Origin of the sequence: Plantactinospora sp. B5E13, assembly GCF_039871775.1 — a bacterium.
Lineage (GTDB): Bacteria > Actinomycetota > Actinomycetes > Mycobacteriales > Micromonosporaceae > Plantactinospora.
Genome location: NZ_JBDPLT010000039.1, coordinates 1 through 14,463 on the forward strand (window position 1 = coordinate 1; position 14,463 = coordinate 14,463).

Below are 14,463 nucleotides of genomic sequence, written 5' to 3' on the forward strand. Positions count from 1 at the left end.
GACTCATGACCCCATCCTGGGCCGTCACCACGCCAACAACAGTATTCAACGCTTCTCGATCCTGAACTCGCCCTGTCCGACGGACTTGCTATGAGCCGCTGGCCTCAACTCACCCTGACAGACAGGGTCTCGCCGCTGAACCCGAGTACAGCCGCGAATGAGACTACGGGTGGGCGTCGTCCCGACGGAACATCGCCGGACAGCGGTTCGCGATCGACCCGGCACCCTGTCGGCTCGAAAGGCCCAGGAGCCACCGCCTCGGCGTGGCCGACGGAGGGTATCGGCTACCGGCACATGGATGCGCCGCGACCAGCACCGACCGGGTCAGACGTTCGTCAACGATCTGCCACTGCCATACCTTCGCGGCCGATATATTGCCAGGGTGAACACACCGCTGCAGGAACCGACCTTCTGGATCCTCACCGCTCTCGCTGGCCCGCCACTGCACGGCTACGGGATCATCGGGGAGGTGGCGGCCCTTTCCTCGGGTCGGCTATCCATGCGGCCCGGCACCTTGTACGGCGCACTCGACCGGTTGGTGGAGGCGGGCCTCATCGAAGTCGACCGGGAGGAGGTCGTGGACGGTCGCCTGCGCCGCTACTACCGTCTCTCGGTCGCCGGCAATGCCACCCTTGCGGCCGAGACCGAGCGCCTGCGGCGCAACGTGGAGGCGGCCACGGCCCGCTTGGGCCACCCGACTCCGGCGGCCCGGCCCCTTATCCCACGTGCGCTGGCAGGACTGGCATGAGGGACCTGGAACGCCGATACCGGCGACTGTTGCGGGCCTACCCCGCCGGCTACCGCCAGGCACGGAGCGGCGAGATCGTCGGCACGTATCTCGACCTGGCCGGCCCCGACCGCCGTTGGCCGTCGATCCTCGACACGGTGGACGTGCTGGTGGGGGGTGTCCGTGAACGCCTACGCGCTGCCGGCGCTGCCGATCTCATACCCGGCCTGCACCTCGCCGCTGTCCTGAGCTACATCACCGCGACCGCGCTCGCCGGCTTCTGGATCGCTGCCGAAGTGGTCACCATCTCAGGTCTGTGGGGCTCGCCAGCCTTCGGGCCATTCGCTACCACTGGCGTCATCGTATGGGCCTGTTGGCTGCTGGCCGCCGTCGTTCATATCTTCGCCCCATCCCGGTGGGCGCGCGTTGCCATCGGACTGGCACTGTTGCTCACCGTTGCCGTGGTACCCGTCGCCGCTCTGTTCGACCTGCCCCGCCCGTACTTGCTCGTCCTGCTTCCCCAGGCGGCGCTGGGCCTGCTGGCGCTGGCAATTCCCTCCCACACAGCGTTGCGCCATCGCCTCATACCCTTGGCGACAACGCCGGCGGCAGCCCTCATCGCAGTCGGTGCGCTGTCCGGGAGCAGCGCATGGTTCTACCGGTTCAGCTATGGAGCCGCAATCCTCCCGGAGGCCGGCGCGGTTCTCTTGCTAACCGCCATGCTCGCCGCAGCCATGCTGTCTCTGCGCGGTGACGCCCGAGGGCTCTGGGCGCTCCTCGTTCTGCTCACCCCGGTCGGCCTACTCGCGCTGTATCCCCTGTCCGAAAACATCGCCCCCGTCGTGGGCGCCGGATACGCCGACTTCCGCGTCATCACCGGGACCACCGCCGCCATATTCATCCTGGGCGGGGTAACCCTGGCTGTGGCGCTCGCGATGCGGGCACGTTCCAGCGAGACAGCTGGCATTCCGACAATCTCCGTCCACGACCGTTGCCCGACCTGCGGCAAATAGCGGCTCACGAATCGTGGTATTGGCGCACGCGGTGCGCCAATACCGGCAGTTGCGGCGCAGGCCGTCCCGTACGGCCGTCTCGTCTCCTCGCACCGCCGCCTCGGCCACCTTCCGGTGCTGCTCGCGGATACCGCTCCCGTCGACCTTGATGACGAGGGGCCACGACGGCACATCCCGCAGCACGGCGACGGCCGCCGCGGTCCGAGGCCCGTCTCCGGCGGTGTAGGCGGTCAACCACTCGGCTTCCCAGGCGCAGGCTGCCCAGAGGGCGTACATCGCCTGCACGGCAGTCACCTGTATCGTCGCCGGTTCGTCGCCCAACGCGGTGATGAACACGTTGACGTCCGGGGTGAAGGAGTAGCCCGGCGGTGCCGGTACCTCTGCCGGACGCAACTGCTCGACCACCTGGCGGAAGTCGACGCCGTTGGTACGCAGCTTCTCGCTCGTGTCGTTCTCCGTGTATCCCGGCTGGCCGTACTCGCCGGTGCGCGCACTGTCGGCCTTCGCGAGGGCGGTGCCGGTGGTCAGGAACACCACGAGTACCCCTACGGCGGCGGCCGCCCGGCAGGTCCGGCGGGACATCGCGAACCCCGTCGGTGGGCTGCGCTGGGAGGGGCCGAACGTTCCGGCTGACGATGGCGACCAGGGCGCCACCGGGGCCCGCGTACCCGCCCGTTGAGGGACAACTGAGACCACAAGCAGAACGCCCGGTGGGTCGTCTCCGACCTGCCGGGCGTTTCGCCTGTTCAGTGGCGGTGGTGAAGGGATTTGAACCCTTGGAGGGCGTAAACCCTCACACGCTTTCGAGGTCTGCCGGGCACCGTCCGCCAGCACCCGGCACCGTCCGTGAGCTGTGGTGATAGCCAGACGTCGAACGACGCCGGACACCGCTGAACACCCCTGAATGAGACGATGATTGAGACGACGAGATGGTGTCCAGCGTGCTCAATGTCCCTGGGTCGTGCCGGTCGCGCTATCGGCAGTTGCGGAGACGGCCTTCCCGCACCGCCGTCGCGTCTTTCCGTACTGCCACCTCAGCCACCTTCCGGTTGCCGCAGGGCAGTCCGCAGGGTATGGATCTACTAAGGGTGAACCCGCGCCCAAGAGATGGGGGCGGAAACGTGATCGCGATCCCAACCTTCGAATACAAGATCACTCTACGAGGTTGTTCGATGCCCTGGTGTAAATTGCCATATCGTTCGCACCCTGCCAGCAACGCCGAATCGTATCTGAGCCGACCTTATGGGAGATCGTCGGCTGCATCATGCTGTTCTCAGCCGCGCTTTTTCTGATCATCTGCTACTGGCCCGGCTTCAAGATCGAAGCAAGTGCCTTGTGATCGACAAGAGGACGGGAAACCGTGTATGAGCAACGACAAGGTTGCCGTCGGCTGCCATCGACACAAGTGGCAGAAGTTGGTCGCCTGGATCCGCCATCTGGGCGCAGCAAGTTGGCTCGACCGCCTGTTCTACCGGGTGCACGTCGTCCTGCCATCGTACGCCCCTCTGCCGGCACCTCCTTTATAGGCAGAGTCAACAGGGCTGCCGTCAGTTACGGCGCCCGCTGCTTCCGGAGGAGGATGGCTGTCGAGGCACGAATCGCATTGTCGGCTCTGGCTGTCGGCAGCCTCCAGGCGGTGGTGGCCATCATCGCCCTGGATGTCGATGTCTTGGTTGGAAAGTAGACCGCGCACCGCCACTTGCGACGCGGGCCCCAGCCTGCCGCGCGGTTCGGGGCCGCCCAGGGGCACTGGTGCCGCCGCCTATGCCCTTTCCGCTGCGCCCGCCGAGGCGGCACTATGTCTAGGTGGCGTCGACGACGAGAGAACAGCAGGTCCTTCAGGCGCGAGCGGCACTCATCTTGGCGGCTCGTCGCCGCTCCCTGGTGACGTACAGGGAACTCGGTCTGGCGATTGGCATGGCAGGTGTCGCTCTGAGCCACCACATGCGTCACGTGCTGGATGATCTGGCTGATCTGTGCGCCGCCGGAGGCGAGCCGTCCCTGGCGGCTCTCGTCGTCAACTCGGGAAGTGGCGCACCGGGTAGGGGCTTCGAGGAGGGTGGCGTTCCCTGGCACACCTCCGTGCAGGAGGTCTTTCAATACTGGACCGAGCGGTAGTGGCAGCACTTGCGCGCGCGAGGCCCGTCACACCTCTGCCGGTAACCTAACCAGCAAGGCTTCGGGAAGGGCTCCTACTTCCGCGCTGGGCTAGGGACAGCCTCGGCAGCCCAGAACGCGGAGGGAACAAGGACTCTCGCTGGCCACCGATGGGGCGCCTCCTGAGGCAGTAGCCGTCGGCGCGACGACTGGATCCGAGACGTCTGACCTCTTCCTAGTGTTCGTCGCCATCGCCCACCCACCCGGTTACAGGACCTCGTCGCACCCGGCGGCTAGAGTGCCGGGGTCGGGCAGTCCCCTGCTCGCCGCGAGACGAACCGAGGAGCGCGCCGCCCTGTGAGTACCGAGGATGCACGGGAAGCCGTCCGCTTGGCAGCGAAAACGTTGCTTCACACCCTCGACCCGAGCAGCTACCCTCTGGGGGTGGACCGACGCGACGAACTCATTATTCCCGTCAACAAACTCGTTGATTTTGTGCCAGCCAAGTTGGGCGCGCGGATTACCGAGTTCGACGACGCAACGTGCTCATTATCCGGTCTTCCACAGTCGGTGATTCCAGGACGGTTGGAAAACGTCGCAAAGGGTATCGGCGATGATAGTGTCTCATCACGAGCCCTTCGCCTCTCGCTGCTAATCCTTCGCGATTACATCAATTCTGGATACTATCCCCTTATACAGGATCGAAAGCTGGTACTTGCTCCGCTTCTCGAAGCAAAGAACCTGGACGAGACCCGCCGACGACAGGCACTGAGAATGCTTTACCGGCAGGCGCGCCTCAATGCGGTAAGAGAAGCTAGTCAACGGAAGGCGCTCGAGAAGTCCATCACCGGTCTGACCATTGCAGATTATCAACCAGAGAAGGTTATATCCGCACTAGAGGCAGAACCTCCGGATCTCTCCATCCAAATTGCTAAGGCGGGATCCGCTCGCCTCCTGTGGCGCAGCGTGCGGACGACCTGGTCTATGACGCCAGACGCCAGCGCGCCAGGCCGGGAAGTCTCGATCGTCTTGGCCGACCGACGCTGGCTAAACACTCCACTGGCGATCGCCCAGTTCCGCAACGTGGTTCCTGAGATCCGGCAACGGGATACCTGGCTAGGGATGACAGCCCGCAATGCATCTGGGGGACCAGGCGGGTACGTTGACCGGCTAGCAAAGCAGGCCGACGAGCGGGCGGCAGTCGAGGCGACCGCAGGGGTACTACGACACCTGCTCGCATCAGTGAACCTCGAGGGTCTACCCAGCATCTCCATGAAGGGCGGGGTGGACCAGTCGGAACAGTTGACTGCCCTCGCCGCTGTGTCTCGTGAACGTTACAACGGTCTTCGCCGTGAGGGCCGTCCGGCCGAAGCGCGCAGACATCTAGCCATCACGAAGCGAGCCGAGACAGCCGCAAGCCTCAGCCTCGGGCTAGCTGGTTTCTATGAATGCCAGTCCGACCCACATCCAAGCCAACTACTGCGAGCAGATTCAGAACTCCGCCGCCGGGTTGACGTAGGCCTGAGAAAACTCTGGCACTACCACATGGGTTTTGTCGCACTCGAAATGAGCATCTGCGGGGCGGCTCCCCCCTTCGGGGCGTTGCGTGTCGGAAAACTGGCTGCCGCTCTTGCAGGAAGCGAAGTCGTGTTGAATGCGTGGGGTTGGGATCGCCCGCTCGGCGAAATCGCCTCCACTGTTTACGAGCCTTACGTACGCGAGAGGGTGCCCAACCCCGGTCCCCTAGTGGTCTTCACGAGCGGTCTCTACCCTGGACACAGTTCCCAATACAACCGCGCAGGCAGCGGTGGACGTAAGTGGCGTCGCATCGGCGAGACGGTGGGGTACGGCTCCTTCCACGTTGCGGCGGACACTGTGGATGCGGTTGACGCCTTCAACGAGGCTGTAGACGGATACTCACACATCACACGAACCTTCGGAGAGGGAGCTAGCGCTCGGTTCCGGGCGATCGGAAAGGCACTGTCCGGGCTTGGCCTCCCGGACCTCCGTCGCCACGACACGCGAAGGCCCCTATACGCGTTGCCGTTGGTTGATGACCCTGGCGGTGTGTTGCTGGGATGGTGCCCCGCCCCGTCTCCTGGCCGACTGGGCATCTCTGCCCCTGAGATTGCACGTCAGTGGTGGGAACGGTGGGTTAGCGGGCAGGCCTCGCAGTTGGCCCAGGAGGCTCGTACCGCACCGGATCTGCTCGATGAGCTACATGGACTGCTGCGGCAGGTCAACGAGGCCGAGGCGTCAGCGCCACAATCCAGAAATCCAACACGCCAATTATCCCTTTTGGAACAAATGGGACGGCGGACCGCCGGTCTCGGGGAGGTCGGGTAGATTCCTTGAACTTGTTCCTTCGCAGGTTGAAGGGGTTGTGGTTCCAACGAACGAGACACCTGAAGCCCTTACCGCACTCTTCAGGCGGGGCGAGATTTACGCCGACTCCTGGCCCGATGAAGTACGTCGGCGCCTCAACGTCGAGGATCCCTTAGCTGACTTGCTGACGACTGCTCTTGACAGTTCGCGGCATGTGGTTCTCACAGGAAACGCCGGAGACGGCAAGAGCCACCTTGCCGTTACCGCTATGGCAGCAGCCAAGCGCAAGAACACGCTAGAGCCTGAATCGGCCGTGGTTCCGCGCGTTCGGGCGGGCGACAGGGTATTCATCCGTGATGCTGCAGCTGTAAGCGATGAGGCGATCCTGACTTGGACTTCGGCCGCGCTTAGCGCCGGCGCTCAACTTGTCATCACTCTGAATGAAGGCCCTCTAGCCTCCTTGGCAGCGCTCGAGCCAGACGGCGTTTACGCTAGGTTGCGTGATGTAGCTCACGCAAGGGCGCGAGGCGACGAAGCCTCTGACCCTGAAGGTTTCTTGTTAATCAACCTCGCCGGCCGCCAGTTGGTACACGGTGAGTTCATTGCGAAGGCCTTGGACCGCCTGCTACCAGCCGTCGTAGCTTGTGACGGTTGCCGAGACGCGACGACGTGCCCACGGACAGTCGGGCGAGACCTACTTCTCGAATCCAGCACAGCACCTGCTCGACTAACGCAATTGCTGCGTCTGTTGGCCCACTCGGGTACCCGAATGACCGCACGGGATCTCTGGATGTTCCTAGTCGACCTTTTCTTTGGCTGGGAATGCCCTCCGGGCGCCGGCGACATTGATAGACTTCCGGGCTGGTGGTGGTCCCGCGCATTCTCAGAGGAAAACTGGCTCGGGAAAGCAATCTCGAGGGAGTTCGACCCGGTTAACGCAGCTGAAGGGTCAGTAGACGTTCAACTCTGGCTCGGCGATGCGGTGGGGGCGGAAGTTCCCCCTGCCGCTTTGCTGGTTGCTCCATTCCGCCAGCAGGCAGAGGATCCAGGCGAGGCGCTTCGTGCCTTTATCGCAGCCAAAAGGGCATGGTTCTTCTTATCGCCGTATGTTGACGCAACAGCACTAGTGGCACGGCAGTCCCGGATCCCCGAATACATGCGGCTTCTTGAAGCGGCTTGCGAGGACCCCCTCACGGCAGCCCGACGGGTAGTAGGCCTCATTAACATGTACCGACTCAACGACAAGGACGACAGACGTCTCTACTTGAGCCAACATCACGTACTCACCGCTGTCGAGCGTCCACGGGTCTTGGCTGCAAGTCAGACATACAACAGCGATGCAGTTCGGGTAAGAGTTCCCTACGCGTCGGAAGATCACGGCGTGAATGGCGCGGGCTTCGTTCCCGCCCGCCTCGAACTTGGATGGCCCGAGCAACTTGGTAATGTTCTGGTGGTCGACTATCCAATGTGGCTTCAATTGCAGGAACAGAGGACGATCCATGCAGACAGGCGCCAAGAGGCGTTGGACGCAGCGCTCGACCTGTTCATCGGCAGTGCACCTGCCACGCCAGACGGTGATCCTCAGATTTCAGTCTATGACCACCAAACGGGGATCAAAACGCGGATAACCGCCTTCAGCGGTAAGCATCCGGCATTCGAGGTAAACCGATGGTAGAAATCTCCGGCCTGAACCTAACGGCCTGGTTCTACGATAATGTCACATCAAAGTTGGGATTCAGCACAGCGACCACGAGCGCTGACCCCGTTCATGTTCTTAACAGCTTTCTCGGAAGCAGCTTCAAGGGCCCTCGTGCGCCGGAATTGGCCCGGCAGATGATCGCAAAGAAGGAGCGCAGATGGTCCGTTCCCACCGAGGACATCGTCGGCGTTGCCGCCGCGGCAGAACGGCCGGTTAACCTCTCGGGAAGCTCGTCCGACATAGAGGTTCTACGACAAGTCATTCGGTCCCTCGTTGCCAGCGACGGAGCCGTCTTCCCATCCAATCAAGCTTATCAGGTAGCACATCCAGGATTTGTCACAAACGACTGGACCGGCGCGGATATCGGCAAGCAGTGCTCGGCGCTCCTCTTGGAGTGGGGGGACGGGGCAAAAGCGATGTCATCGTTGATAGAAAGGCTATGCACCCCTCAACCAAATCCCTTGTGGGCACTCCAGTCGGTGTTTTACGGTAGGCCGAGTGCATCTGACTTCACAGTAACGGCGCCGGTCAAGGTGCCGTGGGCCGAAGAAGAGGCATGCATATCGTTGGCACGCCATTTGGGCAGCCTCTTGCATCGCTGCGTCCGCCTCGGTGCAACCAGCGTCGATAGCCTCTCCGGGCTCCGAGTCCTAGCAACGGCTTGCGAGTTCGTTTGTACCCTGATTTACGCCCAGGTACCCAGCTTACTGGGACCCAGCAGGACGCTGGTGCCCCTCCTCGTTGCAGTTTCAGACGAGGCGCCGACTGTCAGGGAGGTTTCAGCACGCGTCTCGGTGCCCGCGGTGCATGGAGCGATGGATACGTGGATCGCCGGCATGCTTCAGGCCGAGGTCCTAGATCGGTTAGGCGAGGCGGCTTCGGACCGCAAGGCCGTCGAAAGATTTTTGTTAAGGACCTTGCCCTACTCGAGAGGAGCAAAGAACACCCGTTCGGCGCGGAGTGAGCAGATGATCGCAAGGGCTCCCGCGATGCTCGCCCACGTCGAGTCAGGGCACCCGTATCAGAACCTGGCCTATCCCACGGCCCTCGTACTACTCGACCTACTGCGCACGACAATGGCTCAAAGCTACGATAGTTGGTTCGACCATCACGCTCGCCGCTGCGGGTTTCTTGCGCCTCGTCGCGGTCGGTCAGCTAAACGGCTGTGCGTAGAGGCACCTCTCGTCACCACGTTGGTGTTGGCGGGGCTCGAAGATCATGAGCCCCAGGTGGAGTACAGCACATGGCTTGAAAGACTTTCGTCGCGGTTCGGCATTCTCGTCGGGCCGGGTGACGTGACGAGGACTATGGTTCAGCGTGCCTCTGAGACCGACTTGGAGTCGAACCAGGACGCCCTCGCCCTGCTCCTTGCGCGGGTTGGCCTAGCACGCGCATACAGCGACAACACGGTGGAAGTACTAAACCCGCTGCCGGCCCGAACGGAGACTCATGGCTCTTGATGCGTCCCCAGCGAGCGGGAAGGCCTTGCTCGCCCAGGCTGTCACTGCGACGATCGTTAGACGATTCGAAACGGGACTCGGTTTCCTGCGGCTACCGCAGATCGCTACGCCACTCCCGGTGGTCGAGATCCTTGATCAGGTCTCCAAATCTGTACCAAACCTCTGGATCTGTGACTTCACCGAATCGACGGCGCCGAGTGATCGCCGGACGAGCGACGTCCGCACCGCTGTCTGGTGGCGCAACGAGGGCCGGACGCCGCTACTCATCGTCGGCGATCTGAACAGAAATCGGGCTCGCGGCCTCGCCAACATTGCACAGGTGTCGGCATCTGAGGTGCGGGGGCGGATATTCGATGCGCTCACCGACGGCGCAGCGTCTGATTTCAGCGCCCAGATCAAACCGCTACTTCGATCGCTACGCTCGTGGGACTTGCCCTTGGACATGGTCGCGAGTTATTGCGCATCCCTTATCCCCCTGGGAGCAGGCAGCGGCGATCAAGCGCGACGAGAGCTATGGCGCCTCGGCTTCTTACCCGACCTCTCGTTCTCAAAGATCGAACGCAGCCGTCTAAGGCTAAACCAGCAGACGGTTGACCGAATCAGGTCCTCAGATCTGGCCGAGTTGCAGCGATTAGTTTCCTCTAGCGCGCCTAGCTATTCTGTGCTCCGCAGATTCGCTAGGACCAACGACCTTCAACTCCTCGCGCGCCTGAATCTGGACGATGTAATAGAGGCGGTTTCACAGTCTAGGCGCCGGCAACCCGGGCGCACCGCGAGTAAGCCGAAACCAGCCCCCGAGCCTTCCCGGGCGCCAGACCTCGTCGATTTGGTTCTGGCGAACGAAGTGGCGGAGGAAGCCCTTTTAACCGCTGTACAGTCACAGTCGGGACAGACGCTTGAGGTTGGCGGGGATCGCCTTGCATGGTCCGGCTCGACCATCTCGGATGTTCTAGATGACCCTTCCATTTCCGAAACGTCTCCAAGTGCCGATGTCTTGAAGACTACGGACCACCCCACCCCCGACCCTAGGCATGGCGACAACGCCGTCGAGCTTGCCGGATCTGACGGAGGCAGTCTCACGTACAGTGAGGACCCTCCCATCAACTGGCAAGCAGAGTTCTACTCGCAGGTTGCTGGCGGGGTTAAGGAGAAGGGTAGCGTTCACTGGGCTGAGTTGAGGAAGTTCGTTGAGTTGATTGAGGAACTGGCGCTCGACGCGCCAGCAGCTGCGGCTGACGCCCTGGCGGCCTTCCAGCAGATCGCTAATGCACGCGCCGAATTGTCGCCCTATGCAGGGTCGATACCCAGCGAGGGCGTCCGCCTCTTTTTTGCATCCGAAAGCCTGCTACGTCAAGCAGACAGCCTTGTAGCTGGGTGGAACGAGTTGTGGGACGCCCTGCGGCAGATGCGGGATGACTTGCCTTCTGATGTTCGGACCGAGGTCCGTCGGATAGCCAATGAGTTAACGCTATTCGACTTGGTTGTGGAGTCACCACCCGATGGCGTTCAGGCCCGCTTGTTGCCTCTTCATCCTGCTGTTGTCGAACCGCGGGCGCGTGCTGCGCGACTGTTCTTGCGCGAGTCGAAGTCGGGTGAGGTTGATGCGGAGTTCGTCGACACTGTGTCGGTAAACCTTGACCCTGCCGCACCGTCCATCGGGATCGTGTACGAAAACACGCCGGAGGCCTTGGCATTCGCTGGCATCCACAGCACGGGCCTCCCCATCTACGCCAAACGCAGACTGGCTTCAGGAACCGAAGAGACGGTCCGGCTGACACGACAACTGATCGATAGATTCGTTGCCGTCCATCCTTTCGCCGAAGTCAGCTTCAGCGTGGCTCTTGTTAATCCCACAGCGGCGGTCGTCGCTCGTCTCTACCAGGCCTATGCTCATGATCCCAAAGGGCGATTCGAGCGCATCCGTATCCGAGTTTTCGCTCAGACGGGTGCCGCTGAGGTCCGTGAAGATGTAGCCAAGGCAGCGGCAAGCGATGTAGACGAGCCCACCAACAGTATCTTCATCGACGTGATCGAGGGATCACCCAGTCCCGAAAGCCTTCGGGCTGGAGGATCACCTCACCTACTGGTCATGTTCAACGTGTCGCATAAGGGTGACGCAACCTTCGGGGCCCTCTGGGAGTCGCCACAGCAGGGCAGTGTCGTGTCGGAATGGAAGTTTGTTCCGCTACGCCGGATGACGGTGATTAAGCCGTCACCATCTGGGCCACTGGCGGCGCTTCTCAACAAGCAGGCCGAGTTGGCAGCCGGCGGTCAAGCTGAGTTGCAACGCAGCCCACTACTGCGGGATCGAGACGAGGCGGATCTAGCAGCCCTTGGGACGGAAGCCACCTGGCTGGTGCTCGTTGAGGCGACCAGCGCCCTGGCAGCGCCTGAGAAACTCGATGGCCGTTTGGACCTTTTTGGGCGTCTGGGCAGCGGTGCGCACATCGCCTACGTGTACGGCCATAGCCCCCGATTGCTAGTTCAGCCGCCGTTGTCGATGTTGCAGGGCAACAGTTGGCTCGATCCGGAGCCTGACGCCCTGTTGGCCTTTCTCACGACGACTGTTCAGCGGGCGCTACCGGAAGGGCTCCTTGGGTTCTTTGGTTCAGGTGGCGCCTTCCGGGATGACGCAGTCCTCGGGCGAGTTGGCGTCGCCGCGGTGCTGGCTGACCTCCAAGATCGCGATAATGATACATTGGTGGTAAGCCTCGATACTGAGACTGCGAGCCAGTGGCTTCAGAGACGCCCAACCAATAAGCGAGCCGACCTTCTGTCGTTTAGCTGGCCCGACGGCCGTCCACGTGTCGAGGCAATCGAAGTGAAGGCGACGAAGGATCTCCATCCTGATCGCATTCCGGGCCCAGTCTTCGAAGCAGCAAAACAGGTACGGGAAATGCTCGATGTGCTTCGCGGCATCTTCGGTGAGTCCAACGGCGACCCATTCGCCGCAAGCCGTCGCGAGATCTTGAAGAGGCAGGTATTCCTCGAGGCTCTTCAACAGTGGGATACTCTTCGTGTTGACAACTGGGAGATTTACCGCCAACGTGTTCTCAGGCTCAACTCCGCGTTTGAGTTGACAGGGACGTCGGTTCAGGTTGCGGGGCGAGTTGTGGTCGTGGGTCCAGATGCGCCGAAGGGCCCATACCCGTCACATGTAGGTGAGGACGAACTGCCGCTCGAGGTGCTTGGGGGAGAGTGGCTTCGGCGAGCCCTGCGCCATGGCCGAAGCTATACAGCGATCCCGGCCGAACTAGGCGATCTGCTTCCACCGATGGTCAACGTCAACGCAGATTTCCCGCCGTCCGGGGCGTCGAACCCCGAACGCAATGGCGATTTAAGGGTTCCTGTAGATCATTCTGGTTCAAAGACAGACGATAGGGCGCCGGCAGCGGAAGCGACCGCCGAGAAGCTACGAGCAGACCATTTGAATTCTACAAGCAGCGCCAGAGAGGCACTCGCCCGACGTGTCGCTGGAGCTCTCCACGCCCGACAGGTCCCTGTGCGCCGACTGGATCCAGCCGACATCACAGAGGGCCCGTCGGTGGTCAGGGTGCCGTTCGAGCTGGAAGTTGGTGCACGGCTCGCCGCGCTCTCCTCTCAGGAGGCGGACCTCGCTCGCGATCTGGGAGTTCCGACCATTCGAGTTGACAACCTTATCGGGAGAGCCCGGTACGCGGTCCTTGAACTACCACGCGAAGATCGCATCATCGCCGATGTGCTGTCGCTAACGAAACAGTCTGGACCTGCCACATCCATCGCCTTGGGCAGCGACCTTGACTTCGCTCCGTTCTGGCTTCAGCTCTCGGATCTACCACATCTGCTCATTGGTGGAACTACGGGCAGCGGAAAGAGCATGCTCATCCGCTCGATACTCTGGCAGTTGACGCGGTTGTACGGGCCAAATGATCTCGACCTTGTTCTAATCGACGCCAAGGGCATGAACGACTATCGAGATCTCGCCCGAGCACCGCAGATCAGGAGTTCCACAGATTATCACCTTGGAGCGACGGGCGCCCTCGACCTTCTCTTGGATATCGTTGATCGGCGGCTTCCTGAACGGGTGGCGGAGTTCAACCGGTATGCAGAAGAAGCTCTCGGGCGCCCGCAGCCCCAGATGTTTACGGACATCATCTCGCTGGCCAAGGACGCACTGGATCGAGGATTGCGTCCGCCGATGCGTCCTTTCGTTGTAGTGATTGACGAGTTCGCCGAACTGGCTTTGTCAACGTCCGACAAGCGACGGTTCGAGACGCTTGTTACGCGATTCGTTCAGCGCGCACGGGCGGTCGGGGGGCATCTGATTGCGGCCACTCAACGCCCAAGTGTGGAGATCGTTCCGGGGGTCATGAAGGCTAATTTTGCTCGGGTCAGCCTACGGGTTCAAAGTACGGTAGACAGCCGAGTAGTTCTCGACTCGCCTGGTGCCGAGATGCTCTTGCCGCGGGGGGATATGTTGTACGCGTCTCCGGAACTCGGGCTCGTCCGGCTTCAAGGATTTGCCGCCCACGGCCCCTACCCACCTGTGGTTTAGAAGCCATGGCGACCGCCTGTTCAAGGGACCGTCAAAGCCGCCGCGCATTCTGGTCCGTTATCCGGTAGGCCATCGAATCGTCTCTTGGACGGCGACCGGGCGGTGGTCTGCACGGCTTGCCCGGGTCGGTGGAAACGGGATGCTCTCCCCGGGCCAACCGTAGACCGTACGCCCCGCTGGGTCCGCCTTAACCCGGACCACCCGCCCGGACTATCGGGTGGTTGGCACACGTCCGTGGCGGCATCTGCCTCCACAAGCCCTGAAGGCGGTGGTGCGCGGCGTTACAAAATGGGCGGGCGCGCTGTCCAGGCTACGAATCGCTGAAATAGGACTTTTGGGTTTGGCTCGGGTTGCGGGTTGAGCTTGTAGAGGTCCTGTAGTGCGGACACGAGCTGCGCGGCCATGTAGATGGCGAGGCCAACGGGTGCGTCGTGGAACTCGGCCTTCAGTAAAAGCCGCGCCTGGCCGCATGGCCAGGGCTGTCCTGGACAGCCGGAGCAGTGCCATAGGGGTCGGCGGGGTTGGTGTGGCCTGAGTCGGTACGGCGTCGGTCGCTGATAGATCGGTAACTCGTTCGGGGAGGTCATACCCCTAACGGTGCCGGACCT

At 62.1% G+C, this 14,463-nt stretch carries 7 protein-coding genes; all 7 read left to right on the forward strand.

The genetic code is table 11. From position 1 onward, the window contains the following. Positions 1-382 precede the first annotated feature (382 nt). Entirely contained in the window at positions 383-748 is a 366-nt protein-coding gene (locus tag ABGB05_RS27180; RefSeq protein ID WP_347656710.1) for a helix-turn-helix transcriptional regulator, read from the forward strand. Beyond that, complete coding sequence (locus tag ABGB05_RS27185) at positions 745-1,740, forward strand: hypothetical protein (protein ID WP_347656711.1); 996 nt, start codon at positions 745-747, stop codon at positions 1,738-1,740. The genes ABGB05_RS27180 and ABGB05_RS27185 overlap by 4 nt, the downstream gene beginning before the upstream one ends. A 445-nt stretch (positions 1,741-2,185) precedes the next feature. Next, positions 2,186-2,419, forward strand: coding sequence for a hypothetical protein (locus tag ABGB05_RS27190; RefSeq protein ID WP_347656715.1), 234 nt, complete (start codon positions 2,186-2,188; stop codon positions 2,417-2,419). Between the two features lie 1,775 nt (positions 2,420-4,194). After that, positions 4,195-6,183, forward strand: a complete 1,989-nt coding sequence (locus ABGB05_RS27195) for a Druantia anti-phage system protein DruA (protein WP_347656717.1) — start codon at positions 4,195-4,197, stop codon at positions 6,181-6,183. 37 nt (positions 6,184-6,220) lie between these two features. Continuing rightward, entirely contained in the window at positions 6,221-7,837 is a 1,617-nt protein-coding gene (locus ABGB05_RS27200) for a hypothetical protein (RefSeq protein ID WP_347656719.1), read from the forward strand. After that, positions 7,831-9,321, forward strand: coding sequence for a hypothetical protein (locus ABGB05_RS27205; RefSeq protein WP_347656721.1), 1,491 nt, complete (start codon positions 7,831-7,833; stop codon positions 9,319-9,321). The genes ABGB05_RS27200 and ABGB05_RS27205 overlap by 7 nt, the downstream gene beginning before the upstream one ends. A 118-nt stretch (positions 9,322-9,439) precedes the next feature. After that, positions 9,440-13,855 (forward strand): DNA translocase FtsK, encoded by a 4,416-nt coding sequence (locus ABGB05_RS27210; RefSeq protein WP_347656723.1) that lies wholly within the window; start codon positions 9,440-9,442, stop codon positions 13,853-13,855. The last annotated feature ends 608 nt before the right edge of the window (positions 13,856-14,463 follow it).

Coding starts and splice junctions, on each gene's coding strand:
- ABGB05_RS27185 (WP_347656711.1), top strand. CDS start 745: ATGAGGGACCTGGAACGCCGATACCGGCGACTGTTGCGGGCCTACCCC.
- ABGB05_RS27205 (WP_347656721.1), top strand. CDS start 7,831: ATGGTAGAAATCTCCGGCCTGAACCTAACGGCCTGGTTCTACGATAAT.